Origin of the sequence: Acinetobacter sp. NCu2D-2 (assembly GCF_001647675.1) — a bacterium.
GTDB lineage: Bacteria > Pseudomonadota > Gammaproteobacteria > Pseudomonadales > Moraxellaceae > Acinetobacter.
Genome location: NZ_CP015594.1, coordinates 996,845 through 1,023,395 on the forward strand (window position 1 = coordinate 996,845; position 26,551 = coordinate 1,023,395).

The window sequence follows — 26,551 nt, forward strand, 5'->3', positions numbered from 1 at the left end:
AAATGCTCATCCTTTAATACTTATGGCAAACATAGCATATATTCACGATAGCTAATTCATAAAAAAGCCTCCAAATATGGAGGCTTTTGATCAGGACAATGTCTTAATTAGAGGACATGGCCACTTTAATTTTTTCCATTGCATTTTTTTCAAGCTGACGAATACGCTCCGCGGAAACGTTATATTCAGCAGCAAGTTCGTGCAAGGTTGATTTTTCATCATCTAACCAACGACGTTGCAAGATATTACGTGAACGATCATCTAATTGTTCCATCGCATCATGCAATGCAGAGGTACTTTGCTCTTCGTAATCTTCGTTTTCAATGAGGCGAGCAGGATCGTAACGGTTATCTTCCAAATAAAGCGCAGGTGCAACATGAGTTGAACCTTCATCATCGTCATCGCCAGAAGCTTCAAAAGCAGCATCATAGGCAGTTAAACGACCTTCCATTTCTAACACTTGTTCAGGTGTTACATTTAAGTCATTCGCAATTTTTTGCGCTTCTTCAAGCGTTAGCTTTTTAGATGACTTTTTCAAGCTACGTAAGTTAAAGAATAATTTACGTTGAGCTTTGGTGGTCGCAATTTTGACAATACGCCAGTTACGAATTACATATTCGTGAATTTCGGCTTTAATCCAGTGCACCGCGAAAGACACCAAACGAACGCCCATATTGGGGTCAAAACGTTTTACGGCTTTCATGAGGCCTAAGTTGCCTTCTTGAATTAAATCGCCCTGAGGTAAACCATAACCTGCATAACTACGTGCAATATGCACCACAAAGCGCAGATGCGACATGACCAACATTTTGGCTGCATCTAAATCTTGGTCGTAGTAATAACGCTCAGCCAACTCTTTTTCTTGTTCGGCTGTTAAAATTGGAATTTGATTGACAGTGCTAATATAAGCACCAAGATTGACACCAGGTGCTGATAATGACAGGGGCATCAATTGATTGCTGCTGTCACTCATGTGTTCTCCTTAAGGAATTCGGGATCATTCCAAATACTAATTTTAATCTTAATCCAAACTCTAACCAAAAAATGAATATTTGGGTATAGAAATGTAACGTTTTATACGAATATGAAGGAATCTAGTTTAATTGAAACTATTTAAGATTCAATTATGTAATGAAACTCATGATCCGACACTTGTTTCATTTGATAGTGAATTTGATGAATTTCACAGTAACGTGAAATATCAATTTGACTATGTGGGTCAGATGACTTGAGTAAATAGGTTTGTCCAGTCTGACTCTTTAAAGCACGTTTCAACATTAAGAGTGGCGTTGGGCAGGGTTTTCCAAGCGCATCAATGATGTTGAATTGCAGGTCATTGTTGCTCATGTTTTGCGTCATTCACTCATTTTGAACTAGGCAAATATCATAGCAAATAGGATGCCAAATCTAAACTTTTTTATATGCTTTTATATTTTTAAAAGATTATAAATATATGACTAAAATTTATGAAAAAAACAGCTAAATCAATCAGTACAAACTTAAAAAAAAGTCTATTAATTGTCATAAACCCATGATAAGCTCGTTGCGTATTTAGGATTTTAGATAAACAAATTGATTGTTTTTCGCCCTATTACACAATGGATGTAACCGGGATTTTGTTAATAGTTTTACAGAATGATTACAAGCTTAAAAATAATATTTTTCAAACTTGTTTGCTCTGCTGTTTGCAACACCGGAAGGTCCTTTTTTTAGTTTCAATGAGGATTGACATATGACAGCTGCTCGCGAACAAGGCGTAGTTAAGTGGTTTAACGATACTAAAGGCTTCGGCTTTATCCAACGTAATGGTGGTGATGACGTATTTGTTCATTTCCGCGCAATTCAAGGTGAAGGTCACCGTTCACTTCGTGACGGTCAACGTGTTGAATTTAGCGTTGTAAAAGGCCAAAAAGGTTTCCAAGCTGAAGAAGTTCAGCCATTAGACTAATGTTGAGATTAATCTAATAAAACGCTCCAATATAAATTGGGGCGTTTTTTGTTTATACTGTTACAACCTTAGAGATTTTCTATTTAGAGCACAGCTTTATGTCATCTGGTTTTGAAACCTTAAATTTACATCCAAAATTGAAACAAGCGATTGATGCTTTAGGCTTTTCGTCAATGACGCCTATTCAACAGAAGGTTTTAAAATTCACTCTGGCAGGCCATGATGCGATTGGCCGTGCTCAAACAGGTACGGGTAAGACTGCTGCCTTTTTAATTAGCATCCTAAACGACTTACTTAATAACCCAATCAAAGAACAGCGCTACCGCGGTGAGCCACGTGCTTTGATTTTGGCACCCACACGTGAATTAGCATTACAAATCGAAAGTGATGCTCATGAACTGACTAAATTTACCGATCTAAACGTTGTGACTTTGTTGGGTGGTGTAGATTTTGATAAGCAAAAAGCACAACTCGATAAAGCACCGGTTGACATTATGGTGGCAACCCCAGGTCGCTTAATCGACTTTGTAGAACAAAAAGAAGTTTGGCTCGATCAAATTGAATTTTTAGTCATTGATGAAGCGGACCGTCTTTTGGATATGGGCTTTATCCCATCAGTTAAGCGTATTGTGCGTTTCTCTCCACGTAAAGAGCAGCGCCAAACACTGATGTTCTCAGCAACCTTTAGTTATGACGTGTTAAATCTTGCACAGCAATGGTTATTTGAACCTGTGACTGTCGAAATCGAGCCGGAAAAGAAAACCAATGCTGACGTTGAGCAACGTGTGTATATGGTTGCCAAATCAGATAAATATAAATTGCTGCAAGAAATTTTGCGTGATGAGCCGATTGAAAAAGTCATGATCTTTGCCAATCGTCGTGATCAAGTGCGTAAGCTTTATGATCATTTGAAAAAAGATGGCTACAAAGTCGTGATGTTGTCAGGTGAAATTGCTCAAGACAAACGCTTGAAAATGCTCGATCAATTTAAAAACGGTAAACACAACATTATGATTGCAACAGATGTTGCAGGTCGTGGTATCCATGTGGATGGTGTTTCGCACGTGGTGAACTTTACTTTACCTGAACAATCGGATGATTATGTACACCGTATTGGTCGTACCGGTCGTGCGGGTACACGCGGTGTAAGTATTAGTTTCTTGTCAGAAGATGATGCTTTCTATTTACCAGAAATTGAAAAAGCGATTGGGCAAAAATTACCGCTGACTCGTTTAGATGGTTATTGCTAAGTTTTAAGCATAAAAAAAGCCGCTTTCAAAAGCGGCTTTTTTATTTACAAAATTAGTTGGTTTGGCAACGGAATGTGAGTACCGTTTGATAATCATCATCCTGATTTAATCCTGTATTACGACCAGCGAGGTTGCCCAATACATTAGCGGCAGCTTGAATGAGTTGTCCTGTTTCTTCATCTACAACACCTTTTAAAGCACCGCTATAGTTGGTCTTTTCATCTACTAGCACAGGGGATGCTTTGCTGCCACAGGTTTTGCTTGCAGCGCTAATTGCATTATTTTTAGAAATAATTTGCGATTTACCTAAGCCTGTCACTTCATATAGATTATTTTCTTTTTGAATAGCAAGTGAATTGGTTGGGGTGGAAGCACAAGCTGTTAAAAGTACAGCGGCAGAAATGATTCCGCCTAAAGTCATCATTTTTTTCATGTTTAGCACTCTGTGAGTAAAATCTGTTAAAAATTAAACCACAAGATTGATCAATGAATTTGAAGATGATGTATGAGTTTCGCATCTAAGATGATTTTTTTAGTTGATTGATGTAATCACACCCGATTCATTCCTCCAATTATGGTGAACGTTTTAAACTCAGTCGAAAACATAGATGACTTATAGAGTAAGTTGCCTAGATTATGCTAATCTTTGAAGCTGTTAATAGGCAAAGAAAATGAAGGCAATGACGGAATCTGCAATCGACATCGTTCATCAAAATATGCATCAACGTCAATCAATTGGACATTTGCTTGCACCAGCACCGAATCAAGAACAACTCGAAAAAGCATTCAGCGCAGCGCTGACGGCCCCAGATCATCATCGTTTAAAACCCACGAGATTTGTCATTGTCCCTGATCAACAGCGTGAGGCGTTTGGCGAGTTGCTATCTCAAGCCTTAGTCGATTTGGGTGAAACTGAAATTGCACAAATTGAGCGTGTGAAAAATCATCCTTTCAGAGCACCTCTATTGGTGTTGGCTTTAACCACTTTGCAAGATCACCCAAAAGTGCCATATTTTGAACAGATTCTTAGCTCAGGTGCGGCAGTTCAAAACTTTATTCTATCTTTGCAAGTTCAGGGTTTCTCTACCATTTGGCGTAGTGGAGCTGTGGTCAAGTCAGCACTCTTGAAGCAAGCTTTGGGTTTGTCGAGTAACGACTTGGTGTCTGGGATTATTTATATTGGTACGGCGGCAAAAGCAATTCCACCTCGTGCAGAAATTCATGTTGAAGATTTTGTAAGTGAGTGGCAACCTCAGCAAGCACAATTAGACAAATAATAAGATTTAAAAAGGATATTTAACCTCTATGTCGGAACTTAAATTTTCAGATTTGGTTGAACCTGTTGCGATTGATCAAAAAACTGCATTACGTGTGACTGTGCTAGGTGGCGGTAGCTTTGGTACAGCTATGGCAAATACGGCTGTACGCAATGGTTGCGACACCATGATTTGGATTCGTGATGAAGCGGTTGCAGCGGACATCAACGCCACGCATATCAATAAACGTTATTTGCCCGATTTTCAGCTCGAAGCCGGCTTGGTTGCCGTTTCAGATTTGGAAAAAGCAGTACGCGATCGCGATATTATTTTAGTGGCTATTCCAAGCCATTCTTTCCGATCTGTATTGCAGCAGATTAAACCATTTATCAGTGCGCAAGCGGTGATTTCACTGACGAAAGGGATTGAAGCAGATACCTTTAGCTTTATGAGTGACATTATTCGTGAAGTATTACCTGAAGTGCCATATGGTGTGCTTTCAGGTCCGAACTTGGCGAAAGAGATCGTATCTGGCCAGCCTGCAGGTACGGTTATTGCTAGTGAGTCGGAGCTGGTGCGTTATGCAGTACAGCAAGCATTACATAGTGCATTATTCCGTGTCTTTGCCAGTGATGATGTGCATGGAGTTGAGCTCGGCGGGGCGTTAAAGAATATTTATGCTGTCGCGATGGGGATGGCAGCGGCATACAATGTCGGTGAAAACACCAAAAGTATGATCTTGACTCGTGCTTTGGCTGAAATGAGTCGATTTGCAGTGAAGTTGGGTGCTAATCCGCTGACTTTCTTGGGACTTTCAGGTGTAGGTGATTTATTTGCGACTTGTAACAGTCCTTTGAGTCGTAATTATCAAGTGGGCTATGCGCTCGGTAAAGGTAAAACTTTAGAACAAGCCACCACTGAGTTAGGGCAAACAGCAGAAGGGATCAATACCATTGTGCAGGTTAAAGCACGTTCAGAAGCCCTTGATGTATACATGCCAATCACCTGTGCTTTATATGATGTCATCTTTGAAGGTGCACCACCCATGAGTATTGCGGTGTCACTGATGAAAAATGGACATCGCAGTGATGTCGAGTTTGTATTACCGCATCATCATGTTTGATTTTTTAAATAGACCTAAACATATAATTTGCTTAGGTCTTTTTATATAAGGATATTTTATGCATTTAACCCTTGTCCGCCATGGTGAAGCATCACATCCATTTCAAGTGAGTGATCATCAAAGACCATTAACAGAGCGCGGTCATTTGCAAGCTGAGCAAACAGCACAGTTTCTAAAGAATACTGTAAAACCTGAAGTCTTCGTGGTGAGTCCATTACTTCGCGCGCAGCAAACTTCGTCACATCTTCAGCAACAATTTAAAGATGTGCCTGTTGTGGTCTGCAATACGATTAAGCCTGATGATGACGCAAAGGTTGCAGTAGAGTGGTTATCACAATTGCCTTATGAATCGATTGTGGTGGTGTGTCATATGAATGTTGTGGCGCATCTCTCATCTTTACTTACAGGTGAATCTTTTTATTCTTATGCTCTTGCAGAAGCACGAATTTTTGAGCAAGCTGTAATTGCTGAAGGATTATCGACACAAATAAAAAGCTTTATTCCAACAGTATAAAATTAATTAAAAACGGCAGAACACGATCGATGTTGTATTTATGGATGCCTGAAGCCAACGGGGTTTGGCAATGGACAGATGGGGAATTTTGGAATACTGCAATAAGTCAGGAGCAGTTGATCCAAGATACACAAAATTATCACGGGCAAGATGTGGTCGTGTTCTTTTCGAGTCGTCATGCACAGATTTTAGAATTATCTATTCCCAAACCACAATATAAAAAAATGGGGGTTGAAGGGGTAAAGTACTTACTTGAAGAATATGTAATTTTACCGATTGATGCGATGAAGATTTTGCATCAATTTTCAGGTCAAGATCAACTCAGCATCTTAGGTATTGCGCATAGCACAGTCGAAACGATGCAACACAGTTTGAATTTATTGCCGTTTAAAGTTGCTGCGTTATTGCCAGACTTTTTAGTGCTTCCTGAGCCGGAGCTTGGGCAAACTATATTGGCGCAGGTCAATGATCGTTTGATTGCACGAGATTCAGCATATCGTGGTGATGCGATTGATGATCTAACTTTATATTTGGATTATCAAGATGCCGATCAGCGTTATTTAATCAGTAATTTAAATGTGACTGATTTTGAGCATCTAGAAGCAAAAGTAACAACCGATCAAATTGAGTCTAATCAATATCATTTCTCAGGACTCAAGAAAGCCAAGCAGCATCCGTTTAATGTGTTACCTAAAGTAAAATCTGAACAAGCGGTTTCAGGTTGTTGGAAAGCATGTGCTGCGGTATTTGTAGCTTTATTACTGGTGCAATTTACTTATGATGCTGCTAGATGGTATCAAAATAAAAAAGTTGCCAATGTGACCGCTGCCGAAGCCATTGATCAGTTTAAATATTGGTTTGGACAAAGCTACCCAGTTACTGAGCAGAATATTAAGAGTCAGTTCGAAGGGCAGTTGCGTCAAAGTCAAACCGCCGATACGCAACTCTTTTCTCTTATCAGCCGGATTGGGCCTGTGTTGCTGCAAAACCAAATTGTGGCACAGCAAGTTACGTATGCAGATGCGGCGTTAAATATGCAGTTAAAAGCAAAAAGTTCAGAATCGCTTAATGTATTGGTGAAACAGTTGAGTTCTCAAGGATTCAAAGTGGAGCTTGGGAATATTCAAGCGATAGGTGTTGAAGCAGTTGGATTGGTGAAAATACAATGAAAGCATTAGATACATTTCAACAGCGCCTTGATACAACCATTGATCGCGTACAGGACTATTTGGACCAACTGTCTACACGTGAGCGTTGGATGGTGATTTTTACCAGTATATTTGTTTTAGTTGCTGCTATTGGTTCTGCTCTTTGGTATATGCATAAGGCAGCAGATACCCAGCAAAAACGTCTAAATCAGCTTAAAGACACAATTGTCTGGATGCAAAGTAATGCCGCAACAATGAAGCCGAGTGAAGACCTACAACTGGATGCTTCTCAAAAAGTGCAACGCGTTGCACAGCAGCAAGGTTTATCGGTCAGTGCACAGGAAATTGATAACAAAATCCAGTTAAATGTTTCACATGAAAATTATGCCATCTTGGCAAATTTCCTTACACAATTGGCTCAAATGGGGTTGAGTGTGGAAAAAATGGAGCTAATTCAAGATGCTGGACAGATTAAATTAGCAGCGACTGTACAGTAAACGGTAAAAATAAAGATTTGCAAAGCATGGTTTTTTTGGCAAGCTGTGCCTATAATATGGCGACTTAAAAAGCAGTAGACTTTTCTAGATATGTTGTATTCTCTAGCCCGCCCTTTGTTGTTTTCTTTAGCACCAGAGCGTGCACATGAGCTGACATTATCACTGTTAAAATCATCCCACAAAATGGGCATGATGCGTCAAAACGTTGCTGCAAAACCTGTGACTTGTATGGGAATTGAATTTCCAAATCCAGTTGGTTTAGCAGCAGGGCTAGACAAAAATGGTGCCTATATTGATGCCCTTGCAGCGCAAGGTTTCGGTTTTATTGAAATCGGTACCATTACTCCTAAACCTCAGCCAGGTAATCCTGAACCTCGACTGTTCCGTCTCCCAAAAGCCAAAGCAATTATTAACCGTATGGGTTTTAATAACGATGGCGTGGATCAGCTCATTGAGAATGTGAAAGCTGCTAAGTATAAGGGTGTATTGGGTATTAATATTGGTAAAAATGCAGCAACTCCTGTGGAGAACGCTGTAGATGATTACCTCATTTGCCTAGAAAAAGTTTATAACTACGCTTCTTATATTACCGTTAATATCTCTTCTCCCAACACAAAAAATCTTCGTAGCTTGCAAAGCGGTGATGCACTCACTGAATTGTTAGAAACCCTGAAAAATCGCCAACTTGAACTTGCTCAAGAAAATCAACACTACGTACCTTTGGTGCTTAAAGTTGCTCCCGATCTTGAGGCTGAAGATATTCAATTTATTGCTCAGCAATTGTTAAAGTTCAAAATTGATGGTTTGATCGTGACCAATACAACACTTTCTCGTGAAGGTGTTGAAGGTCTAGAGCATGCAGAAGAAGCTGGTGGTTTATCTGGTGCGCCTGTCTTTGAGAAAAGTACTGCGTGTCTCGCCGCTTTTGCTGATGTCTTGAAAGGTCAAATTCCACTCATTGGTGTAGGTGGTATTCTTTCTGGTGCTGATGCACTTGCTAAAAAACAAGCAGGTGCTAGTCTTGTACAAGTCTATAGTGGCCTCATATATACGGGACCGAAACTTGTGAAAGACTGCGTAAACGCATTTTAATTTATGACAACCATTGATATCTTTTTACTGATTATCTTGCTCATTGGAGGGCTTAACGGTTTGCGACAAGGATTTGTTAAAGCCTTTGCGAACTTAGTGGGATGGATTTTTGCGCTGATTGTGGCAGCAAAATATTCAACACTACTTGCGCCGTCCATGACACCTCTCAGTGCAGATCCAGTGGTTCAAAAGATTGCAGCGTTTGCGTTCATCGTACTGATGATTGTGGTACTGACTTGGATTGTCACTTATATCCTCAACAAGATTTTAAAAACCCTGAAATTAGGGCCATTAAATCGCTTGGCGGGTGGTGTATTCGGCAGTTTAAAAGGCTTACTCATTGTGCTGATCACCATACAAGGCATTGGTCCTTGGGTGGAAGCATCGCCACATTGGAAACAATCTAAGTTTATTCAAGCACTCATTCCGTACGCACCTTGGGCGACTCAGCTTTCCAAAGATGCAGCAAATGAAGCTTTACAACATATTAAATCTGAAGATTCACAGAAATCTTCAGGTGATTTATCTGAGTCGTCGACTAAGACAAAATCTTCAGGTGAATCGACAAACAATCCTTTTTATTAATCCTAGCTCGTCTGCGAGGTTGCTATGTGTGGAGTTGTTGGTATAGCTGGTAAATCACCCGTTAACCAAATGTTGTTTGATGCATTAACGATGTTACAACATCGTGGACAGGATGCGGCTGGGATAGTGACTTGCCACGAAGGGCGTCTATTCCTTCGTAAAGATGTGGGTATGGTTCGTGACGTATTCCATACTCGTCATATGCGCGCATTACAGGGTAATTACGGTATTGGTCATGTGCGTTACCCAACAGCAGGTACATCAAGCAGTGCAGAAGCACAGCCGTTCTATGTAAACTCTCCTTATGGGATTACGTTGGCACATAACGGTAACTTGACCAATGCTGAAGAAATTCATGATGACTTGTTCAAAACTGACTTACGTCACATGAATACAGATTCTGATTCAGAAGTTTTACTGAACGTATTTGCACATGAAATGCAGAAGCAAGGTAAACTTGTGCCTTCATCTGAAGATATTTTTACAGCAGTGAGCCGTGTGCATGAGCGGTGTAAAGGTGGTTATGCTGTAGTTGCAATGATCACAGGTCAAGGCTTACTTGGCTTCCGCGATCCAAATGGTATTCGTCCATTAATCTACGGCTCTCGTGAAACAGCCACAGGTAAAGAATATATTATTGCATCTGAATCTGTTGCGATTACAGCGCTCGGTTTCAAAGTAGAACGTGATATTGAGCCGGGCGAAGCAGTGTATATCTCTGCTGAAGGTGAGTTTTACAGCAAGCAATGTGCAGCTCATCCTGAATATCGTCCATGTATTTTTGAATATGTGTACTTTGCTCGTCCTGATGCAACGATTGATGGTATTTCGGTGTACAAAGCACGTCTGAAAATGGGTGAAAAACTTGCGCAAAAAATCTTGCGTGAGTGGGGTGATGAACACGATATCGACGTGGTGATCCCAATTCCTGATACTTCACGTACATCAGCGCTTGAACTTGCAAATATGCTGGGTGTTAAATTCCGTGAAGGTTTCATGAAAAACCGTTATATTGGCCGTACCTTCATTATGCCGGGTCAACAATTACGTGAAAAATCTGTACGTCAAAAATTAAACCCGGTCGAGCTTGAGTTCCAAGGTAAAAACGTATTGCTTGTGGATGACTCAATTGTACGTGGTACTACGTGTAATGAGATTATTCAAATGGCACGTGACTCAGGTGCCAATAAAGTATTCTTTGCTTCTGCAGCACCAATGGTGAAATATCCAAACGTGTATGGTATTGATATGCCAGCAAAATCAGAGTTAATTGCCTCTGAGCGTAGTGTTGAAGAAATTCGTGAGATTATTGGTGCTGACCGTTTGATTTTCCAAGATTTGGAAGATCTTAAAAATGCAGTACGTACCAGCAAAGTGCCTAAACTTCAAGAGTTTGATTGCTCTGTCTTTGATGGTGTGTATGTTGCGGGTGGCATCAATGAAGAATATCTTGATGCATTGCAACAAAAACGTAATGATGGCGCTAAGAAAGGTGACAAATTTATTGATGTCAACATTGATGCAGCATCTGTAGATTTGACTGGTGTTCGTGAAGAATAAGCAGCTAAAATCATGATAAAAAGCGGGAATTTCCCGCTTTTTTCATTTATGATGAGGACATCAAAACATGTCACTTAGGGTGATAGAGTGCGAAGCGTAGGATATGCTTTTACACAGAATAAAAATATGCTTTGGCCAGCCAGTTTTTGCTGTATTGCTGTATTGCTTTGTATCTTTATTATCAACACTGTTGTCGGCTTAATTGTTTTTTATGTTGACCATACTCAATCGATCTTTTGGCATTTTTTAAGTCCTTACCTCATTGCCGTTGTTTTATTCATTATGCTGATGTCAGTATTAAATGAATTTTATGTGTTTCGTGCCGGTGGTTATTCTTTTGCTAAACAGATGGGCGCACGGCGGCTCAGTTTTATTGAAAGTATTCCTGAGGAAAGTGCAGCACTGCATATCAATGAGCAACTTGCGGAAACTTTCCTGATTGAAACGCCAGCTTTATATGTTCTGCCAGACGAAGTGGGGGTAAACGCCTTAACTGCAGGATTTAGCCCAAGTGATACAGCCATTATTTTAACTTGGGGAGCATTGCAAAATCTTGATGAAATTGAATTATATGGTTTGCTTTGCCATGAATTTAATAAAATTTTATCTGGAGAAGCAGCTGAAAATACCCGTCTGAAAATTTTATACAGTAGCCTGACGATATTTAGTCAGTGGGGGAGCCGAATTGCTAAATCGGGTTTTTACCGCAATGGTATTCGACGAGAAAATAAATTTGAAACACTCTATGTCGTTATGGGAGCCATTATTTGGTTAATTGGCAGTCTTGGTGTTTTGATTACAAGGCTGATTAAGTTTATCTCACTCATTGGTCGTACTTATAAAAATGATCAAAAAACCCGTCGATTAATTCAAAACGATGCAAATGTACAAACGCTACTGAGGATACATGTACATGCCTCAGGTTCGCAGCTCTATAGTGAATATGCGGAATCAATTTCACATATGTGTTTTGCAAACTCCTTAAGTCAACAAAACTGGCTGAATATTCATCCAAGTATAGAACAACGCATCTATGAGTTAAATCCAGCGCTGATTCAGGACTTGCAACTGGAAAATCTTAAAAAGCTCAAAAATCAGCCTTTATTTAGCTTATTTCGCTCATTGGATGAAGTAGCACCTGATGCGGGTTTGGTTTGGAATTCACCACAACCTTTACCATTATTACGTTTATCACCGATCAGCTTTGCAGTAAAAGATGCTGTAAAACCATTAAATCCTGAAATTCGTCAAAATATGCCGCGTCCAGAGTTAATCGACCGTGCATTACAGACTGCGACAGGATCACGTGAAGTGATGATCGCAATCCTCATGATTCGCCAGTACCGTGAATTTATTCCAACTGAAGCAGAAGTCAGCCGCGCGATTGTCGATTCTTTACTAAATCTTGATGGTCGAGTGCATATTTCGATATATAGACAAGCCTGTAAAAATATTGGTGGTATGCCTAGAACAGTTGCTCGTCAATTTCTGATGAAAATGGCACGCATTATTCAGGAGGATGGTGAAATTGGCTTGTTGGATGCATTACTTTTAGAGTGTGTGAAGTTTGAACTCAACCTTCTACCACCGCATACCCCAACATCCCTAGAGGAGGTGAAGCCGCAAATTGTCCGTCTCATTGATGCATTACTGCATGTGCAGCAAATTAATAGTGATAATCAGCTTGAAGTTCGCGAACGTATTTTAAAAAGAATCGTGACGCAAAAAGAGCTGGAAATGTATACTGAAATTTCAGATGAGCCGATTGATTTGGCTGAAATCTTAAATGATATTGCTGGCTTATTGCTTCGAGATCGTTTAATTATTTTAAGTGTCGCGGAGATTTGTCTGTGGAGTGATCGTATTATTACCCAAGATGAACTCGATGTCATGGAGTTACTATATTGGCGTTTGGGCTTTGAAGTGGATGAAGTCTTAGATCAAATGCAGAAGAAAAACAGTTTAATGATTATTTAACGAAAGGATTGAAATGAACGATCGTGAAATACGAAATTGATCATAAAAAATGCAAATAAAAACTTATGATGCTATACGAACGAAGATGTAGCAAATAAATGCTTGGAAACACGAAAAACTTGGGTAATTTGACACTAATATCGTTAAAATATTCGACCTGAAATAGGTGATGAAAAAAGATGATTGGGCATCAACGAGACATACTGGCAACATTGGGAATTGATATTTGGATTCCTAAGGCAGAGCCGTGTGCCCCACATCAAAATAATCTTTGGCGTGATCAAGCAACACCTGAAAATATCCAAGAAATCATGCTGCCACAACATGTGGGTACAGCTTTAGAATTACCACGAAATATTTCCAGTTTAGCACAGCCACAATCGATTGCGGCTGAAGTTACTCATACATTAGAAGACATCGACGAAACTGTCATACAGCCAGTCTTACAAGAAAGAATAGAGTTTGAGCCATTTAGTTTGCAGTTATTGAGTATGAGTCACTGTTGTATCGTAATTGATGCAACACAAATGACAGCGGATCAGCAAACTTTATGGGCTAATATTCAACGTGCAGTTTTAAGTGAATTTTCTGAGTTAAATTGGCCATTTCCTTGGGAAAATATGCAAGATGGTCGAGCGGTAGAAGTCTATATTCAAGGCTTTATAGATGCTTATAGTGTTGATAAAAATATTATTTCACTTGGACAAATACCACATATATCAAATAGTAAAATGATTCAGCTTGCATCACTGCAAGAGATGGTAGAGCAACCTATTTTAAAAAAACGTTTATGGCAATTCATGCAGAAAAAGGCCATTTCTTTGGAATAATTTAAATGAAGCAAAAAGTTGTTGTATTTAGTCAGATTGATTCAGAAATTCAAAGTAAATTAGAACAACGTTATGAAGTCATCAATATTAATCCTAAATTGGGTGACGTTAATCAACAACTTTTACAACATGTTGCAAATGCGGATGGCATGATTGGTGCGGGGCGCATGTTGAATGAAGCTAATTTGAATACGGCACAACAACTCAAAATTATTTCAAGTGTCAGTGTCGGTTACGATAACTATGATTTAAATTATTTAAATGAAAAAAATATTTATTTGGCACATACCCCACATGTTTTAACAGAAACGACTGCAGACTTAGCTTTTACGTTATTGATGTCAGCGGCCCGAAAAGTACCGTATTTAGATCAATGGACCAAGCAAGGTCAATGGAAGCGGACAGTAGGTATCAATGAGTTTGGAGTGGATATTTTTGGAAAAACACTCGGAATCATTGGCTTGGGTCATATTGGTGCAGCAATTGCACGCCGTGGTCATTACGGCTTCAATATGAATATTCTGTATCACAATCGCCGTGAAAAAATTGAATTGGCTGAAGCCTTAAATGCTCAATATTGTGATCTTGCGTCCTTACTCGCGCAGTCAGACTTTGTCGTGGTTGCGGTAGATTTGAATGCAGATTCAAAACATTTAATAGGTGCGCTTGAGCTTGCGAAAATGCAGCCACATGTGGTGCTGGTAAATATTTCACGAGGTTCAGTGATTGATGAACAGGCTTTGATTGACGCGCTTAAAGCAAAAAGAATTTTTGCAGCGGGCTTAGATGTCTATCAAATAGAGCCATTACAAGATTCTGAGCTGTTCAGCTTAGATAATGTAGTGACTTTGCCACATGTGGGTTCTGCAACAGCACAGACACGAAAAAGAATGTCGGAACTTGCTTATCAAAACTTGGTAGAGGCTTTGGAGGGTAGAACACCGCGTTATGTGGTGAATCCTAAATTTGCATAATAATAAATAACATAATCTTGCGTATATGCTCAAAGTTCGATGCTATATTCATAAGTGTGAAGTGTGGGTATTTAGAGATTTTTCATTGAAACGATTGTTTTTGGCATGTGGTTTAAGTTTGTGTATGGTAAATACACATACTGAAGAAATTGGTTTTCAACAAAACTCTGCACAGTTTAATGTTCCTGAAATTGGTTCAGGGGTGGGCTTAATCGATCAACAAAAAGAAAAAATAATCGGTGAAAAAGTTTATCGAGAAGTTCAAGCCAAAATGCCAGTGATTCAAAACCCATGGTTAGAGGATCAACTTTTTTCAGTATTTTCACATATTTTGAGTCAAACACAATTGCAGCAACCCATTGGATTATTAGTCATTAATGATCCTCAAATTAATGCTTTTGCTGTGCCGGGTGGATTATTTGCACTGAATCTTGGTTTATTGAATTCAGCAAAAAATATTGATGAAGTGGCAGGGGTGATGTCACATGAAATTGCACACGTTACACAACGTCATTACAGTCGCTCTCAAGAAGCATTTAAAGGGCAAGGATTACTCGCTTTAGCGGGAATTTTAGTTGGAGCCTTAGTCGCTTCTCAAGCGGATGGCGATGCAGGCGCTGCGGTGATGTTAGGCTCTCAAGCCGCATTATTGGATAAGCAATTATCGTATAGCCGAAATCAAGAGCGTGAAGCGGATCGTATTGGTATGCAGTATATGTATGCTTCAGGCTATAACCCGCAAAGTATGGCAGATTTTTTTGAAGTGATGCATCGCTCTACTAGCCGTTTAAGCTTTATGCCAGATTTTTGGTATACGCATCCATTGACCAGTGAGCGTATGAGCGAAGCAAGGTTACGTGCAAATCAATTGCCTGCAGTTAAACCTAAATTACGCGATCAAGAGTATGAATTAATTCGTTGGTATAGCTGTGTGCTGTCAGGTCAAACCACTGAACAACAACTTATTGGTTTAGCTCAGCAAAATAACTTTGCTGCTCAAATGGCTTTGGCTGCTTATTATGTTGAAAAAAATGATTATCAGGCTGCGCAAAGTGCTTTAAATCAAGCGAAAAAAATCAGCTCAAATCATCCCTTACTGACTTTATTGCAAACTGATGTTTATCTGGGGCGTAATCAAGTTGCTGAGGCTTTAGGTATTATACGTACTGCGGCAATTGTTATGCCTGAGCATCGTGCGTTGAATTATAAGTATGCTGAAGCATTAATTCGAGCAAATCAATCTACAGATGCCAAAGCAGTTATACAGCATTTTTTAAAGAACAATGAGCGTGATTTATCGGGTTGGCGACTTATGCAAATGGCGACGATTGCAGATGCAGCTTCACCTGTAAAAGCGATCAATGTTTTGCGTTATCGTGCAGAAGTGGAGTATTGGTCGGGTCAGGAAGAAACAGCGATTAAGACTTTATTGCATGCACAGCGTATTAGTAAATCAAATCAATCTTTGAGTCATACAATAAGTGCAAGATTGAAACAAATGCAAAAAGAACGACAATATAAAATCTAGTGTGATTGAAAAGATAGAGAAGAATAAAATCTAGTGTGATTGAAAAGATAGAGAAGAGATTTTTATTTGTTAGATATGCTGTGTGAACTGACTTAGATTTAAGGCAGTTCAACGCAAGTATAGATTTTTTATGATGCGGGATTACGCAAGTTTTGCTTTAATTTTTGCAGAAACTTGTGCAGGATCGGCGCGTCCGGCTATGAGCGGACGCAGAGAATTCATCACCTTACCCATATCTTTCATGCTAGTAGCTTCTTGCGCTGCAATCGTTTGCGCAATGATGGAATCAAGTTCTTCCTCAGTCATAGCTTCTGGTAGAAATTGAGAGAGAACCTCAACTTCGGCTTGTTCCTTACTAGCTAAATCTTCTCGACCAGCACCAGAAAAGGCTTTGATCGATTCTTTACGTTGTTTAATTTGTTTTTCAATGACCGCAAGAACTTGAGCGTCGTCAAGTTCTTTGCGCTCATCGACTTCGATTTGCTTAATTGCTGCCTGTAAACTACGTATTACCGTCAACTTGTCCATTTCCTTAGCACGCATAGTTGCTTTTAGAACGTCCATGATTTGGGTTTTTAAAGTAGTCATTTATATTGTCCAGGCAGTAATCACAAATTAATCTTAGTAAAGGCGAGTAGTACGTACTGATTCACGCGCCAATTTCTTTTGGTAGCGTTTAACAGCAGCAGCTTTTTTACGTTTACGTTCTTGAGTAGGTTTTTCGTAGAATTCACGTTTACGAACGTCAGCAAGAACACCTGCTTTTTCGCATGAACGTTTGAAACGACGGATAGCTACGTCTACTGGTTCGCCTTCTTTCAATTTAACTTGTGGCATGAAGAATCCTCATAAAGTTATGGATAAGATCAGAGCCGAATTGCTCTTGATCACAAGTGAAGGTCAGTATTTTACTCATTTACATCTCATACCACAAGCCTATAATAGTAGCCGCAATACATTTGATACAGGTTATAGGCAGTTTAATGATCGTTTTAGGCTTAGAAACATCATGTGATGAAACAGGGCTTGCGCTTTATGACAGCGAGTTGGGTTTACGTGGACAGGTGCTTTATAGTCAGATTAAACTGCACGCAGAGTACGGTGGTGTAGTGCCAGAATTGGCTTCACGTGACCACGTACGTAAACTGATTCCTTTAATTAATCAGTTACTCGAACAAACAGGTGTTAAGAAATCTGAGATTGATGCCGTCGCTTATACGCGTGGTCCCGGTTTGATGGGCGCACTGATGACAGGTGCATTGTTTGGTCGTACTTTGGCATTTGCTTTAAATAAGCCTGCGATTGGTGTGCATCATATGGAAGGTCATATGTTGGCACCGCTTTTATCTAAAACGCCACCAGAGTTCCCATTTGTAGCATTGTTAGTTTCTGGTGGACACTCACAATTGATGGCGGCTTATGGCATTGGTCAATATGAGCTTTTAGGTGAGTCAATTGATGATGCAGCAGGTGAAGCATTTGATAAAGTCGCGAAAATGATGGGTTTGCCATATCCAGGTGGTCCAAATATTTCACGCCTTGCAGAACAGGGAAATCCTGAAGCATTTGCATTCCCACGTCCGATGTTGCACCAAGATTTAACGTTCTCATTTAGTGGTTTAAAAACCGCAGTTTCAGTACAAATGAAAAAATTGGGTGACGAAAATCGCGATGCAGATATTGCCGCAAGTTTCCAAGAAGCGATTGTGGATACTTTGGTTAAAAAATCGGTGAAAGCGCTTAAACAAACAGGTTTAAAACGTCTCGTTATTGCTGGCGGTGTGAGTGCGAATAAACGTTTACGTGAACGTTTAGAGGCGGATTTGGCGAAAATTAAATCGCAGGTCTATTATGCAGAGCCTGCGCTTTGTACCGATAATGGTGCCATGATTGCATTTGCGGGCTATCAACGTCTAAAAGCAGGTCAACATGATGGCTTAGTAGTTACTACGACACCACGTTGGCCGATGACTGAATTAAGTAATCCGACTGAAGCTTAAAACTGTTTTATTTAGATATAAGTATTTTAAGGTTAGTAAATTTAAAACCCCGCATGAGCGGGGTTTTTTTAAGATTATTTTTCACCTACAATCGTAGACCATAGGATATCTGCAACCTTTTCATTCTTCAGATATACAGCAGCTTTTAAAGAACGATCACTTTCTTGTGTCACTTTAGTAATTAAATTAGAGCTAAATAGTCCTTTTTTATGGGTAATGGCAACACTACCTTCTCGAGGTAGGTGATGATAATTATCTAATGATATTTCATCCATAATAAATGGGGTGAATCCTGTGTCAAAATCAAATGTATAGCGGAAGTCGGCACCGAAAGGCTGACCAATCACGGTTCCTTTTGTACTCAGTTTTCGTGTTCCATTTGGGCCATTACCAAAATCATCTTCAAGCTTATACTCATAATTGACAAGTTTTAGATATTCACGACTTGTAGCTGAATAGACATCATCAGCAGTGGATGGTGCAGATGCTGTTGGTGTTACACGTTGGAAACTTAAATTTGATGTCTCAAATTTCTTAGTTTTGCCCATTGATGATTTGCTAGAGGTTAATTTCAATGAGCCATCAATTAAATATTGATCTTTGAGATTAAAGTCAACATTACTGCCATATCTAACATTGATAAACTGAACTGTCGTTGTATCTCCATTGGTTGTTTGAATGATTTTAGAACCTGCTTTAAGGGTCTTATCTAAGATAATACAACTGTCTTTATGTTCTTTGAGAGTAAGTGTCTTTGTATTGCCACTCGTTGTTATGTCAGCACATAATAGATTCGGGTATTTAATACTATTCACCCCAACATTATAGATTTGGACAACGCGACCTGTTCGTCCAATAGGATAGTCGGCAAAAACCTCGCCAATCATATGTGCTAGGGCTTCGTTGTAGTCATTCGCTAATTTACTACTGTTTGATTCCCCTGAAAGTAATGCTTTAATTTTCTCAATAATTCCTTCTTCTTCAAAAGGAACAAGATCGCTCGGAACTTCGGGTGAAATTGGATCTGGTACATTCGGTGGTACATAAACATTAGAGTTTCCACCACTTCCGCCACCACCCCCACAAGCAGCGAGTAAAAGCGTGAGTGCTGTCATTCCAAATAATTTAGTCTTCTTATCCATGGTATTACCCTCGAATCATCTATTTTCATTTTGTTTTAAGGTTGGGCGAGCTGATTGCAGAGATGATTATTAAAATGTGATGTATCTCTTGCTTAATAATTTTTCCGCATCATGTGCCACGTTTGATTTATATTTAAGCGGAATATTTCAAAGTTTCAATTCCATGTAGAATGAGAAAAAGGTTGTAATGCAAATTTTTGAAATATTTTGAAATAAATATCTTAAATAACGTGTGGTAAGCGTAAATGTTAGGTATTTTTAATATTTATAAATATTTAATAAAAACAATTAATTGTATTAATAATCGTGTTTATAATTTGATTATGATTTTCATTTTAATAACCATTCTTTTACGGAAAATACACAATGTTATTTATGTGATATTAATTTGTAACAAACGTAAAAATGCGACTTAAATCAAATAAATCAATTCTCTAATATGAGAAAAATATAATTATTTTGTTGTATTCGTATGTGTAATTCGGGTAGTAGTTTAGATATTTTTTTAAAATTATCGATTCAATTAATAAATTCTTGAGGGAGTAATGCTACACACCGTCTTTAAAAAAAGTGTGTAGCACCGCATAGGAATCTATTGGATAGATTGTTCAAGTGCTTTTAAGGAGATAGCACCAATCCAATGTTTTGAGAATTGATAAGCGGCACGACCAGAACGTTGACCACGTGATTGACACCAGCGCAAAGCTTCAGCACGCGCTTCAGGTGATAATTCAAGATGAGCTTGATTTAAATAATGCTCAACGATTTCCAAATATAAATTTTGATCCATAGGATAAAACGATAGCCATAAACCAAAACGATCTGAAAGTGATATTTTTTCCTCAATCGCTTCTTGTGGATGGAGTTCTGTGTATTGAGGGACATCTACCTTGGTTGCAGGTGTATTTTCATGCATGAACTCTGGCAATAAATGACGACGATTACTAGTGGCGTAAATCACGAAATTACTTGAACCCGATTGCAGTGAACCATCTAAAACACTTTTAAGACTGCGATAATTTTCATCTTCAGCATTAAAGGCAAGATCATCACAATAGACGATAAACTTTTCAGGGCGATCTGCGATCAGTTTTTGAATTTGAGGTAAATCCGAAAGATCATCACGTTCAATCTCAATTAAACGTAAACCTTGTTCGGCATAATCATTTAGTAATGCACGGACAATTGACGATTTACCTGTACCACGTGAACCTGTGAGCAAAATATCGTTTGCAGGTAAGCCATTTAAAAACTGTAAGGTATTTTGAATGACTTTTTCTTTCTGACGTTCAATACCTTTTAAGTCTGAAAGATGGATAGATTTCAACTGATGAATTGCATGGAGTTGACCATCTTGCCACTTATAAGCATATGCATCGAACGTTGGTTTATTTTTGATGGCGGGGAGGCTGTGTTGTAATTGAAGCAATACGGTATTTAAAGATTCTAAAATGTGAACGGGTAGATTTATGGTTGCCATGAGTGCTTATGTCGTCGAATTAAATTATAAATCAAATATTACCACCGTCTATTTAAGGCTTAAAGCCAAATCCTTGATCCTAGACAGTATCGTGGACAATCGATCCCTCTAAACTTTTAATATATTTCTGTTCAAAAGCTTCTGGACTTAACCAACCGTTTGCAGAATGCCTTCTGACCCGATTGTAATAAATCTCAATATAGTCAAACAAGACCGCATTCGCCTCTTTTCGAGTGACAAACACACTGCCATGCACCACATGGCCTTTCAATGTATGAAAGAAGCTTTCAGTCACGGCATTATCCCATGAGCAGTATACTGCGCAAGGCCGCGTCTAGACATACTTTGAATACAATCATTTGTCAGCAAGAGTGCTCTAAAATCACGACTACAGTACTGACTGCCTTGGTCCGAATGAACCATAACACCTGTTGGATAGCCCTGACGAGCCATTGAATAATGAAACGCATCACACACCAATTGGCGGTCTATTCGATGGCTGGTTTGCCATCCCACGATACGACGACTAAATAGATCCAGCATCACACATAAATACAGCCAACCTTGCTTGGTACGGATATAGGTAATATCCGTTGTCCAAACCTTGTTAGGCTGCATGACTGTAAATTGGCGATCTAACAAGTTTGGTGCTGTAGGCAAACGATGCTTTGAATCAGTCGTATACTTGTATTTACGTGCAATCTTGCTCCGTAGACCAAGTTTTTTTAGCATTCTTCCAACGGTTCGTTCGCTCATGGTGTACCCTAAATCATGCATGTCATGTACTAATGAAGGTGCACCCAATCGTGCATGATGCTGCCAATATACGGCTTTTAAATCATTATATTTCTGCGCTGGATTGGCCTGGCGTTTTCGCCAGGCATAATAGCCTGAAGTGCTGACACCCAGGCATTTACAGGCAGAAGATACAGTGACTTCATTCACATCCAGATCTTGAATTACCGTGTACTTTTCTTGGCATGATCTGTCAGAAAGTACACATGCGCTTTTTTTAAGATGTCATTGGCTTCCCTGAGCTGTTTGACTTCTTTCTCTAATTCTAAAATCCGCTGTTGTTCTGGTGAAAGTTGGCGTTTGCTTGAACCCGCCGGATTGATTTCACGAATCCATTTATCCAATGTTGAATAACCAACACCTAATTTCTGGGCGATTGCAGCTAAAGATTCGTGCGAGTTTGAAAGTGCATAATCAATTGCTTGCTGTTTAAATTCAGGACTTGAGCAGCATTGCTGCGCAAGATAGCCATTTCTTGAATCTCCAAAGATTAAAGTTACGTTATCTTTAGAGGGACGTGCTGTCCATTATTTTGTCTAGGATCACCTTGGCTAGAATTGACATAAATAAAAACCAATAAAGCCATTGCGATTTGCTTAAATGTTCTGCATATTTCAACCAAACTTGTTACAAAACATAGAATGCAACATAGACAAAGGGATAGGTCTAAGATGTTATTTAAAGATTTTTCACAGCATATTAATCCACATCAAGCTTATCGTATTAAAAAGCTTAAACAGCAATTAGAAAAGGCTGAGACTTTTGATGAATGGAAAGCGATTGCACTCAAGCTAGATGAAGAATCTGGTGCACAAGAATGGAAACTCGATAACACTTCACCTTATTTTGATGCTCAAATTATTGCCCATCGTTTGGGAAAATTGACCCGTTACCGTCAGCAAAAACGTACTCGTGATTTGATGTATATATTACGTGAGGGGTTAAGCTATGACATTGCGAATATTTCCCATCCATTATTGTTTTCTGAAACGTATACGGGCACGAAAAAAATCATTGAAGATTATGTGGAAGAGGTGAGCCAAAGTCTGGCTTACATCGCTTCAGAAGAATGTACTTGTCTCAGTATTTCCGAAAAAATTGAATACTTTAAACATTGTCAGCGTGCTTATGGTCAGCCAGCATTAATGTTCTCAGGTGGTTCTACACTTGGCTTATTTCATACAGGTGTGTGTAAGGTACTTATGGAGCAAGACTTACTGCCAAAAGTCATGTCAGGTTCGAGCGCAGGTGCGATCATGACAGCAATGCTCGGCGTATCTGATCCGAGGGATTATCATCAGATATTAAAAGGTGAAAACTTCTTTAATGAGGCATTTCACTTCCGTAAAATCAATGAGGTGCTGAAAACAGGTGGTGGCTTGGCAGATGTGCGCTATCTAAAAAACTTTTTAGTGGAAAACCTAGGCGATATTACTTTTGATGAAGCCCTAAAAAAATCGGGATTACATATTAATGTGGCTATTGCACCTTATGATGGCTCACAAGATGCACGCATTATGAATGCGTATACATCGCCCGACGTCTTGGTGTGGAGTGCAGTGTTGGCTTCTTGTGCAGTACCAATTTTATTCCCACCGATTCAACTGACCAGTAAACGTCATGACGGCAAATATACACCGTATTTGGCATCGACACGCTGGGTAGACGGTAGTGTCAGAAGTGATTTCCCACAAGAGAAAATGGCACGTTTATATAATATTAATTATTCCATTGCGAGTCAGGTGAATCCGCATATTGTGCCTTTTATGATGGATGATGCTTCACGCTTTAGAAAGGATATGTTGAGTTGGCCTGAACGAATTGCACGTCGACAAGCGAAAGTCATTGCGCGTGGTGTAATGGATTTTACCCGTGAACGGGTAGGTAACTTGTCACCCGTGCGCCGTCTACTTGATCATGGGCATGGAGTGATTGATCAGCGTTATTATGGCGATGTCAATATTGTGGGTAATCATAGCCTGAAGCATTACAGTTATATGTTGCAAAATCCAAAACCACATTTATTTAAAATCCTTCAAAAAGAAGGGGAGCGTGCGACTTGGCCGAAAATTTCTCTTTTAGAAACACAAGCGAGAGTCAGCAAAACAATTCAACATGGGTTAGAGTTACTGAAATACCAAAAGGAAAAACAAGCTCAAGCCAATGACTCAGCTTTGCTTTAATTTAAATGATTTACTCGAACAGAAATGGACATTAAAGACAAAGGCAAAAAGTTTGTCTTATGGACGTCGTTTATTTCAAATAAATATCAACGGACAAAGTTATTGGCTGAAAACACAGCGAGATGAGCAGGCGAGTGATGAGTCATTTGTTAAGGCTTTTGATCGGGAGTTAGCCTTTTATCATTATGCTGAGGGTAATCAGCTCGAGATCTGTTTGCCGTTTCAAATTTTTAATCAAGAATTTTTTTATCAGGGTGAACAATTCATTAGAGGGTTGCTTCTACCCAATGCACTCTCAATTTTTTCTCAATCGCCTAAGACATTCAATTTATCTCAAATCAAAAATATCTTCATTCGGGCTGTTGAAGTGTTAGTTGACCTGTCAGCATGTGGATATATACATGCTGACTTAAAATCTGATCATTTTGTGATACATCAAGAGAAAGTATGTTTAATAGATTTTGAACAAGTTCAGTCAATGGCATCTAAAAAAACAAATATGACAGCAACACCACGCTATATGGCACCTGAATTATTCCATGGAGAAGCGAAGTCCATTGCGAGTGAAATCTATGCTTTAGGGATTATTTTTCTAGAATGGCTGAAGCAAACACGCCTTACAGCGAAAACCTATCAGGATTGGGCTGTATTACATTGCCAAAATTTAGACGTTCATCTCTCAAGAGAATATCAATGTTTTGAACCATTGTTACGTTACATGTTAGTTAAACGTAAAGAGGGGCGAATACAGGATTTACAAAGCATGCGGCAGTGGTTAATGACTGAAATTGAATGAGAAAAATACAAAAAAACGAGCTTTGTTTCTTATTTAATCAATTGAGTCGATTTTTATTAAAAATGTCTTGTCAGGCGAAAATGATCTCTATAGTATACACAGCCATCGGGGACGTGGCGAAATTGGTAGACGCACTGGATTTAGGTTCCAGCGCCGCGAGGTGTGAGAGTTCGAGTCTCTCCGTCCCCACCAATTTACTTAAGAGATTGAGTAAATAGGCCGAGTAGAGGATTGGTGTAATGGTAGCATGACGGTCTCCAAAACCGTTCGTCAAGGTTCGAGTCCTTGATCCTCTGCCAACATAAAGACTAACAGATGTTAGCACCCTGATGGGGACGTGGCGAAATTGGTAGACGCACTGGATTTAGGTTCCAGCGCCGCGAGGTGTGAGAGTTCGAGTCTCTCCGTCCCCACCATCGATATGAAAGCAAGGCTTATGTCTTGCTTTTTTATTGCCTGTAGAAAAGTGAAATAAAGATAAAAATAAATTAAAACATTACTTTACGAATTGCCTTTACATTGCACTTCTCTATATAAACAAGACAAACCATTTAAATAAAAAACTGATGACTCAAAATAACTTTGAACAACGATTATTAGAAGAAAGAAAATGGACAATTGTAGGTGTATCACTATTGGCAGTTTTTATTGTTGGATTGCTTATATACGGCTATGGCAGTATGCATGGTTCTAGCAAAGTGAAAGGTTGGCTAGGAGGATATGCCTGTGGCAAATTTGGTGATCAGCACATGCTCATTGATAAAAATGATCTGTATTTTGCAAGAGTAAGTTATCAAGATGTTAATTATTGGGGGGAGTATAAGAGCAGAGCATGCTACCAAGGGGTGTGCTGATCAAATTCAAAGTATTGATTTAAAGGTTAGTTAAGTGGCCGGAGATGAAAGCTGCTAGAGAGGATGATCAATTAGATTCTAAAAAAATGAAATGACCATTGCATTAAATCAACGCTCAGTTTGGAAAGATGAATGGAGAAGTCAAAGTTCTTTTATTGATATATGGGCTTGAAATTGGAAATTAAAAAATAATTTGGATGGTGTTGAAGTCACTGAAAAATGGTGGTATCTAACTAAAAAATGGGATTTGGAATTGGAACTTTTTGCTATCGATGTTGCAGGGGGACAAAATCTACAAGAAAAATTTATTGGCAAGAAGCTCAGGAATATGAGATCAATCTTGTCATTGATTGCACTTATTTTTGGGATGTAGTGTCAAGCTGTAACGTGGTAACACATGAATCTAACTAAGGGTTTAATACCAGTTATATCGAACTCAATTTTCATAGTGAATTATTGCCTCATTGGGAAGAAGTGCTTTGAGACTCGAGAAAATTGATTGATTCTTTTAACGTCACCAATTGACGCACGCATTCTCAATGAGCTATTAGTACAATTTAGATTGAGTCGAAATTAAATAAGGTTTCAGTAAAAAAATAAAAAATACATTTAACTGATTAATTTATAGCAGAAAACAGCATGTATGCTTAGAAAATGGCTTGTCAACGCGGTTTGATCTCTATAATATACACAGCCATCGGGGACGTGGCGAAATTGGTAGACGCACTGGATTTAGGTTCCAGCGCCGCGAGGTGTGAGAGTTCGAGTCTCTCCGTCCCCACCAATTTACTTAAGAGATTGAGTAAATAGGCCGAGTAGAGGATTGGTGTAATGGTAGCATGACGGTCTCCAAAACCGTTCGTCAAGGTTCGAGTCCTTGATCCTCTGCCAACATAAAGACTAACAGATGTTAGCACCCTGATGGGGACGTGGCGAAATTGGTAGACGCACTGGATTTAGGTTCCAGCGCCGCGAGGTGTGAGAGTTCGAGTCTCTCCGTCCCCACCATCGATATGAAA

General features: G+C 39.2%; 25 protein-coding genes, 6 tRNA genes and 1 pseudogene. 24 read left to right on the plus strand and 8 right to left on the minus strand.

Annotation, left to right across the window (positions count from 1 at the left end; all coding sequences use genetic code 11):
- Positions 1–103: 103 nt before the first annotated feature.
- Together rpoH and A3K93_RS04590 are read right to left on the minus strand one after the other, a co-directional pair.
- Positions 104–973: an RNA polymerase sigma factor RpoH gene (rpoH, locus tag A3K93_RS04585; RefSeq protein ID WP_067729359.1), complete on the minus strand. Its 870-nt coding sequence runs from the start codon at positions 971–973 to the stop codon at positions 104–106.
- Positions 974–1,113: 140 nt separating this feature from the next.
- Entirely contained in the window at positions 1,114–1,347 is a 234-nt protein-coding gene (locus tag A3K93_RS04590; RefSeq protein ID WP_081408546.1) for a sulfurtransferase TusA family protein, read from the minus strand.
- Between the two features lie 385 nt (positions 1,348–1,732).
- Between A3K93_RS04590 and A3K93_RS04595 the strand changes: the two genes are divergently transcribed.
- Both A3K93_RS04595 and rhlB read left to right on the plus strand, forming a co-directional pair.
- Positions 1,733–1,948, plus strand: coding sequence for a cold-shock protein (locus A3K93_RS04595; RefSeq protein WP_004782461.1), 216 nt, complete (start codon positions 1,733–1,735; stop codon positions 1,946–1,948).
- A 98-nt stretch (positions 1,949–2,046) separates the two neighbouring features.
- On the plus strand, positions 2,047–3,198 hold the full coding sequence (gene rhlB, locus A3K93_RS04600) for an ATP-dependent RNA helicase RhlB (RefSeq protein WP_067729363.1): 1,152 nt from the start codon (positions 2,047–2,049) through the stop codon (positions 3,196–3,198).
- A 52-nt stretch (positions 3,199–3,250) separates the two neighbouring features.
- Here rhlB and A3K93_RS04605 read toward each other — a convergent pair whose 3' ends face one another.
- Positions 3,251–3,631 carry a hypothetical protein gene (locus A3K93_RS04605; RefSeq protein ID WP_067729365.1) on the minus strand — a complete coding sequence of 127 codons (381 nt, stop codon included), beginning with the start codon at positions 3,629–3,631 and terminating at the stop codon, positions 3,251–3,253.
- A 247-nt stretch (positions 3,632–3,878) separates the two neighbouring features.
- Between A3K93_RS04605 and A3K93_RS04610 the strand changes: the two genes are divergently transcribed.
- The 12 genes from A3K93_RS04610 (at position 3,879) to A3K93_RS04665 (ending at position 16,282) form a co-directional block, all read left to right on the plus strand.
- The gene (locus A3K93_RS04610) at positions 3,879–4,475 is read left to right on the plus strand and encodes a nitroreductase family protein (protein ID WP_067731672.1); all 597 of its coding nucleotides are present in this window, start codon (positions 3,879–3,881) and stop codon (positions 4,473–4,475) included.
- 28 nt (positions 4,476–4,503) lie between these two features.
- Positions 4,504–5,577 carry an NAD(P)H-dependent glycerol-3-phosphate dehydrogenase gene (locus tag A3K93_RS04615; RefSeq protein ID WP_067729367.1) on the plus strand — a complete coding sequence of 358 codons (1,074 nt, stop codon included), beginning with the start codon at positions 4,504–4,506 and terminating at the stop codon, positions 5,575–5,577.
- Between the two features lie 58 nt (positions 5,578–5,635).
- A complete protein-coding gene (locus A3K93_RS04620; protein ID WP_067729368.1) occupies positions 5,636–6,091 on the plus strand; it encodes a SixA phosphatase family protein in 456 nt (151 codons plus the stop codon).
- 29 nt (positions 6,092–6,120) lie between these two features.
- Positions 6,121–7,260 carry a type II secretion system protein GspL gene (gene gspL, locus A3K93_RS04625; RefSeq protein WP_067729370.1) on the plus strand — a complete coding sequence of 380 codons (1,140 nt, stop codon included), beginning with the start codon at positions 6,121–6,123 and terminating at the stop codon, positions 7,258–7,260.
- Positions 7,257–7,736 carry a type II secretion system protein GspM gene (gene gspM, locus A3K93_RS04630; protein WP_067729372.1) on the plus strand — a complete coding sequence of 160 codons (480 nt, stop codon included), beginning with the start codon at positions 7,257–7,259 and terminating at the stop codon, positions 7,734–7,736. Before gspL ends, gspM begins: the two co-directional genes overlap by 4 nt.
- A 90-nt stretch (positions 7,737–7,826) precedes the next feature.
- Complete coding sequence (locus A3K93_RS04635; RefSeq protein WP_067729374.1) at positions 7,827–8,828, plus strand: quinone-dependent dihydroorotate dehydrogenase; 1,002 nt, start codon at positions 7,827–7,829, stop codon at positions 8,826–8,828.
- Positions 8,829–8,831: 3 nt separating this feature from the next.
- Positions 8,832–9,413, plus strand: a complete 582-nt coding sequence (locus tag A3K93_RS04640) for a CvpA family protein (RefSeq protein WP_067729376.1) — start codon at positions 8,832–8,834, stop codon at positions 9,411–9,413.
- 24 nt (positions 9,414–9,437) lie between these two features.
- Complete coding sequence (gene purF, locus A3K93_RS04645; protein WP_067729378.1) at positions 9,438–10,973, plus strand: amidophosphoribosyltransferase; 1,536 nt, start codon at positions 9,438–9,440, stop codon at positions 10,971–10,973.
- Positions 10,974–11,060: 87 nt separating this feature from the next.
- On the plus strand, positions 11,061–12,950 hold the full coding sequence (locus tag A3K93_RS04650) for a M48 family metalloprotease (RefSeq protein ID WP_171255052.1): 1,890 nt from the start codon (positions 11,061–11,063) through the stop codon (positions 12,948–12,950).
- Positions 12,951–13,129: 179 nt separating this feature from the next.
- Positions 13,130–13,780, plus strand: coding sequence for a hypothetical protein (locus A3K93_RS04655; RefSeq protein ID WP_067729382.1), 651 nt, complete (start codon positions 13,130–13,132; stop codon positions 13,778–13,780).
- 5 nt (positions 13,781–13,785) lie between these two features.
- Entirely contained in the window at positions 13,786–14,754 is a 969-nt protein-coding gene (locus A3K93_RS04660; RefSeq protein WP_067729384.1) for a 2-hydroxyacid dehydrogenase, read from the plus strand.
- A gap of 85 nt (positions 14,755–14,839) precedes the next feature.
- Positions 14,840–16,282 carry a M48 family metalloprotease gene (locus A3K93_RS04665; protein ID WP_201787403.1) on the plus strand — a complete coding sequence of 481 codons (1,443 nt, stop codon included), beginning with the start codon at positions 14,840–14,842 and terminating at the stop codon, positions 16,280–16,282.
- A gap of 141 nt (positions 16,283–16,423) precedes the next feature.
- On the opposite strand, the gene A3K93_RS04670 is transcribed toward A3K93_RS04665, so the two are convergent.
- Both A3K93_RS04670 and rpsU read right to left on the minus strand, forming a co-directional pair.
- Positions 16,424–16,870 (minus strand): GatB/YqeY domain-containing protein, encoded by a 447-nt coding sequence (locus A3K93_RS04670; protein ID WP_067729388.1) that lies wholly within the window; start codon positions 16,868–16,870, stop codon positions 16,424–16,426.
- A 33-nt stretch (positions 16,871–16,903) separates the two neighbouring features.
- Positions 16,904–17,119, minus strand: a complete 216-nt coding sequence (gene rpsU, locus A3K93_RS04675) for a 30S ribosomal protein S21 (protein ID WP_001136722.1) — start codon at positions 17,117–17,119, stop codon at positions 16,904–16,906.
- Between the two features lie 146 nt (positions 17,120–17,265).
- Here rpsU and tsaD point away from each other — a divergent pair, with 146 nt between their 5' ends.
- Positions 17,266–18,282 carry a tRNA (adenosine(37)-N6)-threonylcarbamoyltransferase complex transferase subunit TsaD gene (gene tsaD, locus A3K93_RS04680; protein ID WP_067729390.1) on the plus strand — a complete coding sequence of 339 codons (1,017 nt, stop codon included), beginning with the start codon at positions 17,266–17,268 and terminating at the stop codon, positions 18,280–18,282.
- Positions 18,283–18,356: 74 nt separating this feature from the next.
- Here the strand turns inward: tsaD and A3K93_RS04685 are convergent, their stop codons facing one another.
- The 3 genes and pseudogenes from A3K93_RS04685 to A3K93_RS14640 all read right to left on the minus strand — a co-directional run bounded on the left by A3K93_RS04685 (position 18,357) and on the right by A3K93_RS14640 (position 22,190).
- On the minus strand, positions 18,357–19,424 hold the full coding sequence (locus A3K93_RS04685; protein WP_067729392.1) for a hypothetical protein: 1,068 nt from the start codon (positions 19,422–19,424) through the stop codon (positions 18,357–18,359).
- 592 nt (positions 19,425–20,016) lie between these two features.
- Complete coding sequence (locus A3K93_RS04690; RefSeq protein WP_067729394.1) at positions 20,017–20,904, minus strand: ATP-binding protein; 888 nt, start codon at positions 20,902–20,904, stop codon at positions 20,017–20,019.
- 79 nt (positions 20,905–20,983) lie between these two features.
- Positions 20,984–22,190, minus strand: a pseudogene (locus A3K93_RS14640) (IS3 family transposase).
- A gap of 180 nt (positions 22,191–22,370) precedes the next feature.
- Here A3K93_RS14640 and A3K93_RS04710 point away from each other — a divergent pair.
- The 9 genes from A3K93_RS04710 to A3K93_RS04750 all read left to right on the plus strand — a co-directional run bounded on the left by A3K93_RS04710 (position 22,371) and on the right by A3K93_RS04750 (position 26,540).
- Positions 22,371–23,882 (plus strand): DUF3336 domain-containing protein, encoded by a 1,512-nt coding sequence (locus A3K93_RS04710; protein ID WP_067729396.1) that lies wholly within the window; start codon positions 22,371–22,373, stop codon positions 23,880–23,882.
- Positions 23,863–24,678 carry a protein kinase domain-containing protein gene (locus A3K93_RS04715; protein WP_067729398.1) on the plus strand — a complete coding sequence of 272 codons (816 nt, stop codon included), beginning with the start codon at positions 23,863–23,865 and terminating at the stop codon, positions 24,676–24,678. Before A3K93_RS04710 ends, A3K93_RS04715 begins: the two co-directional genes overlap by 20 nt.
- Positions 24,679–24,785: 107 nt before the next feature.
- Positions 24,786–24,870, plus strand: a tRNA-Leu gene (locus tag A3K93_RS04720).
- Between the two features lie 33 nt (positions 24,871–24,903).
- A tRNA-Trp gene (locus A3K93_RS04725) sits at positions 24,904–24,977 on the plus strand.
- Between the two features lie 32 nt (positions 24,978–25,009).
- Positions 25,010–25,094 (plus strand) — tRNA-Leu (locus A3K93_RS04730).
- A gap of 150 nt (positions 25,095–25,244) precedes the next feature.
- Positions 25,245–25,532, plus strand: coding sequence for a hypothetical protein (locus A3K93_RS15020; protein ID WP_227509880.1), 288 nt, complete (start codon positions 25,245–25,247; stop codon positions 25,530–25,532).
- A 699-nt stretch (positions 25,533–26,231) separates the two neighbouring features.
- A tRNA-Leu gene (locus A3K93_RS04740) sits at positions 26,232–26,316 on the plus strand.
- Between the two features lie 33 nt (positions 26,317–26,349).
- Positions 26,350–26,423, plus strand: a tRNA-Trp gene (locus A3K93_RS04745).
- Positions 26,424–26,455: 32 nt separating this feature from the next.
- Positions 26,456–26,540: transfer RNA gene (locus A3K93_RS04750), tRNA-Leu, on the plus strand.
- The last annotated feature ends 11 nt before the right edge of the window (positions 26,541–26,551 follow it).

Bases quoted from the DNA above. Each gene is read 5' to 3' on its own strand.
- rpoH (WP_067729359.1), bottom strand. From the start codon at position 973: ATGAGTGACAGCAGCAATCAATTGATGCCCCTGTCATTATCAGCACCT.
- A3K93_RS04590 (WP_081408546.1), bottom strand. From the start codon at position 1,347: ATGAGCAACAATGACCTGCAATTCAACATCATTGATGCGCTTGGAAAA.
- A3K93_RS04595 (WP_004782461.1), top strand. From the start codon at position 1,733: ATGACAGCTGCTCGCGAACAAGGCGTAGTTAAGTGGTTTAACGATACT.
- rhlB (WP_067729363.1), top strand. From the start codon at position 2,047: ATGTCATCTGGTTTTGAAACCTTAAATTTACATCCAAAATTGAAACAA.
- A3K93_RS04605 (WP_067729365.1), bottom strand. From the start codon at position 3,631: ATGAAAAAAATGATGACTTTAGGCGGAATCATTTCTGCCGCTGTACTT.
- A3K93_RS04610 (WP_067731672.1), top strand. From the start codon at position 3,879: ATGACGGAATCTGCAATCGACATCGTTCATCAAAATATGCATCAACGT.
- A3K93_RS04615 (WP_067729367.1), top strand. From the start codon at position 4,504: ATGTCGGAACTTAAATTTTCAGATTTGGTTGAACCTGTTGCGATTGAT.
- A3K93_RS04620 (WP_067729368.1), top strand. From the start codon at position 5,636: ATGCATTTAACCCTTGTCCGCCATGGTGAAGCATCACATCCATTTCAA.
- gspL (WP_067729370.1), top strand. From the start codon at position 6,121: ATGTTGTATTTATGGATGCCTGAAGCCAACGGGGTTTGGCAATGGACA.
- gspM (WP_067729372.1), top strand. From the start codon at position 7,257: ATGAAAGCATTAGATACATTTCAACAGCGCCTTGATACAACCATTGAT.
- A3K93_RS04635 (WP_067729374.1), top strand. From the start codon at position 7,827: ATGTTGTATTCTCTAGCCCGCCCTTTGTTGTTTTCTTTAGCACCAGAG.
- A3K93_RS04640 (WP_067729376.1), top strand. From the start codon at position 8,832: ATGACAACCATTGATATCTTTTTACTGATTATCTTGCTCATTGGAGGG.
- purF (WP_067729378.1), top strand. From the start codon at position 9,438: ATGTGTGGAGTTGTTGGTATAGCTGGTAAATCACCCGTTAACCAAATG.
- A3K93_RS04655 (WP_067729382.1), top strand. From the start codon at position 13,130: ATGATTGGGCATCAACGAGACATACTGGCAACATTGGGAATTGATATT.
- A3K93_RS04660 (WP_067729384.1), top strand. From the start codon at position 13,786: ATGAAGCAAAAAGTTGTTGTATTTAGTCAGATTGATTCAGAAATTCAA.
- A3K93_RS04670 (WP_067729388.1), bottom strand. From the start codon at position 16,870: ATGACTACTTTAAAAACCCAAATCATGGACGTTCTAAAAGCAACTATG.
- rpsU (WP_001136722.1), bottom strand. From the start codon at position 17,119: ATGCCACAAGTTAAATTGAAAGAAGGCGAACCAGTAGACGTAGCTATC.
- tsaD (WP_067729390.1), top strand. From the start codon at position 17,266: ATGATCGTTTTAGGCTTAGAAACATCATGTGATGAAACAGGGCTTGCG.
- A3K93_RS04685 (WP_067729392.1), bottom strand. From the start codon at position 19,424: ATGGATAAGAAGACTAAATTATTTGGAATGACAGCACTCACGCTTTTA.
- A3K93_RS04690 (WP_067729394.1), bottom strand. From the start codon at position 20,904: ATGGCAACCATAAATCTACCCGTTCACATTTTAGAATCTTTAAATACC.
- A3K93_RS04710 (WP_067729396.1), top strand. From the start codon at position 22,371: ATGTTATTTAAAGATTTTTCACAGCATATTAATCCACATCAAGCTTAT.
- A3K93_RS04715 (WP_067729398.1), top strand. From the start codon at position 23,863: ATGACTCAGCTTTGCTTTAATTTAAATGATTTACTCGAACAGAAATGG.
- A3K93_RS15020 (WP_227509880.1), top strand. From the start codon at position 25,245: ATGACTCAAAATAACTTTGAACAACGATTATTAGAAGAAAGAAAATGG.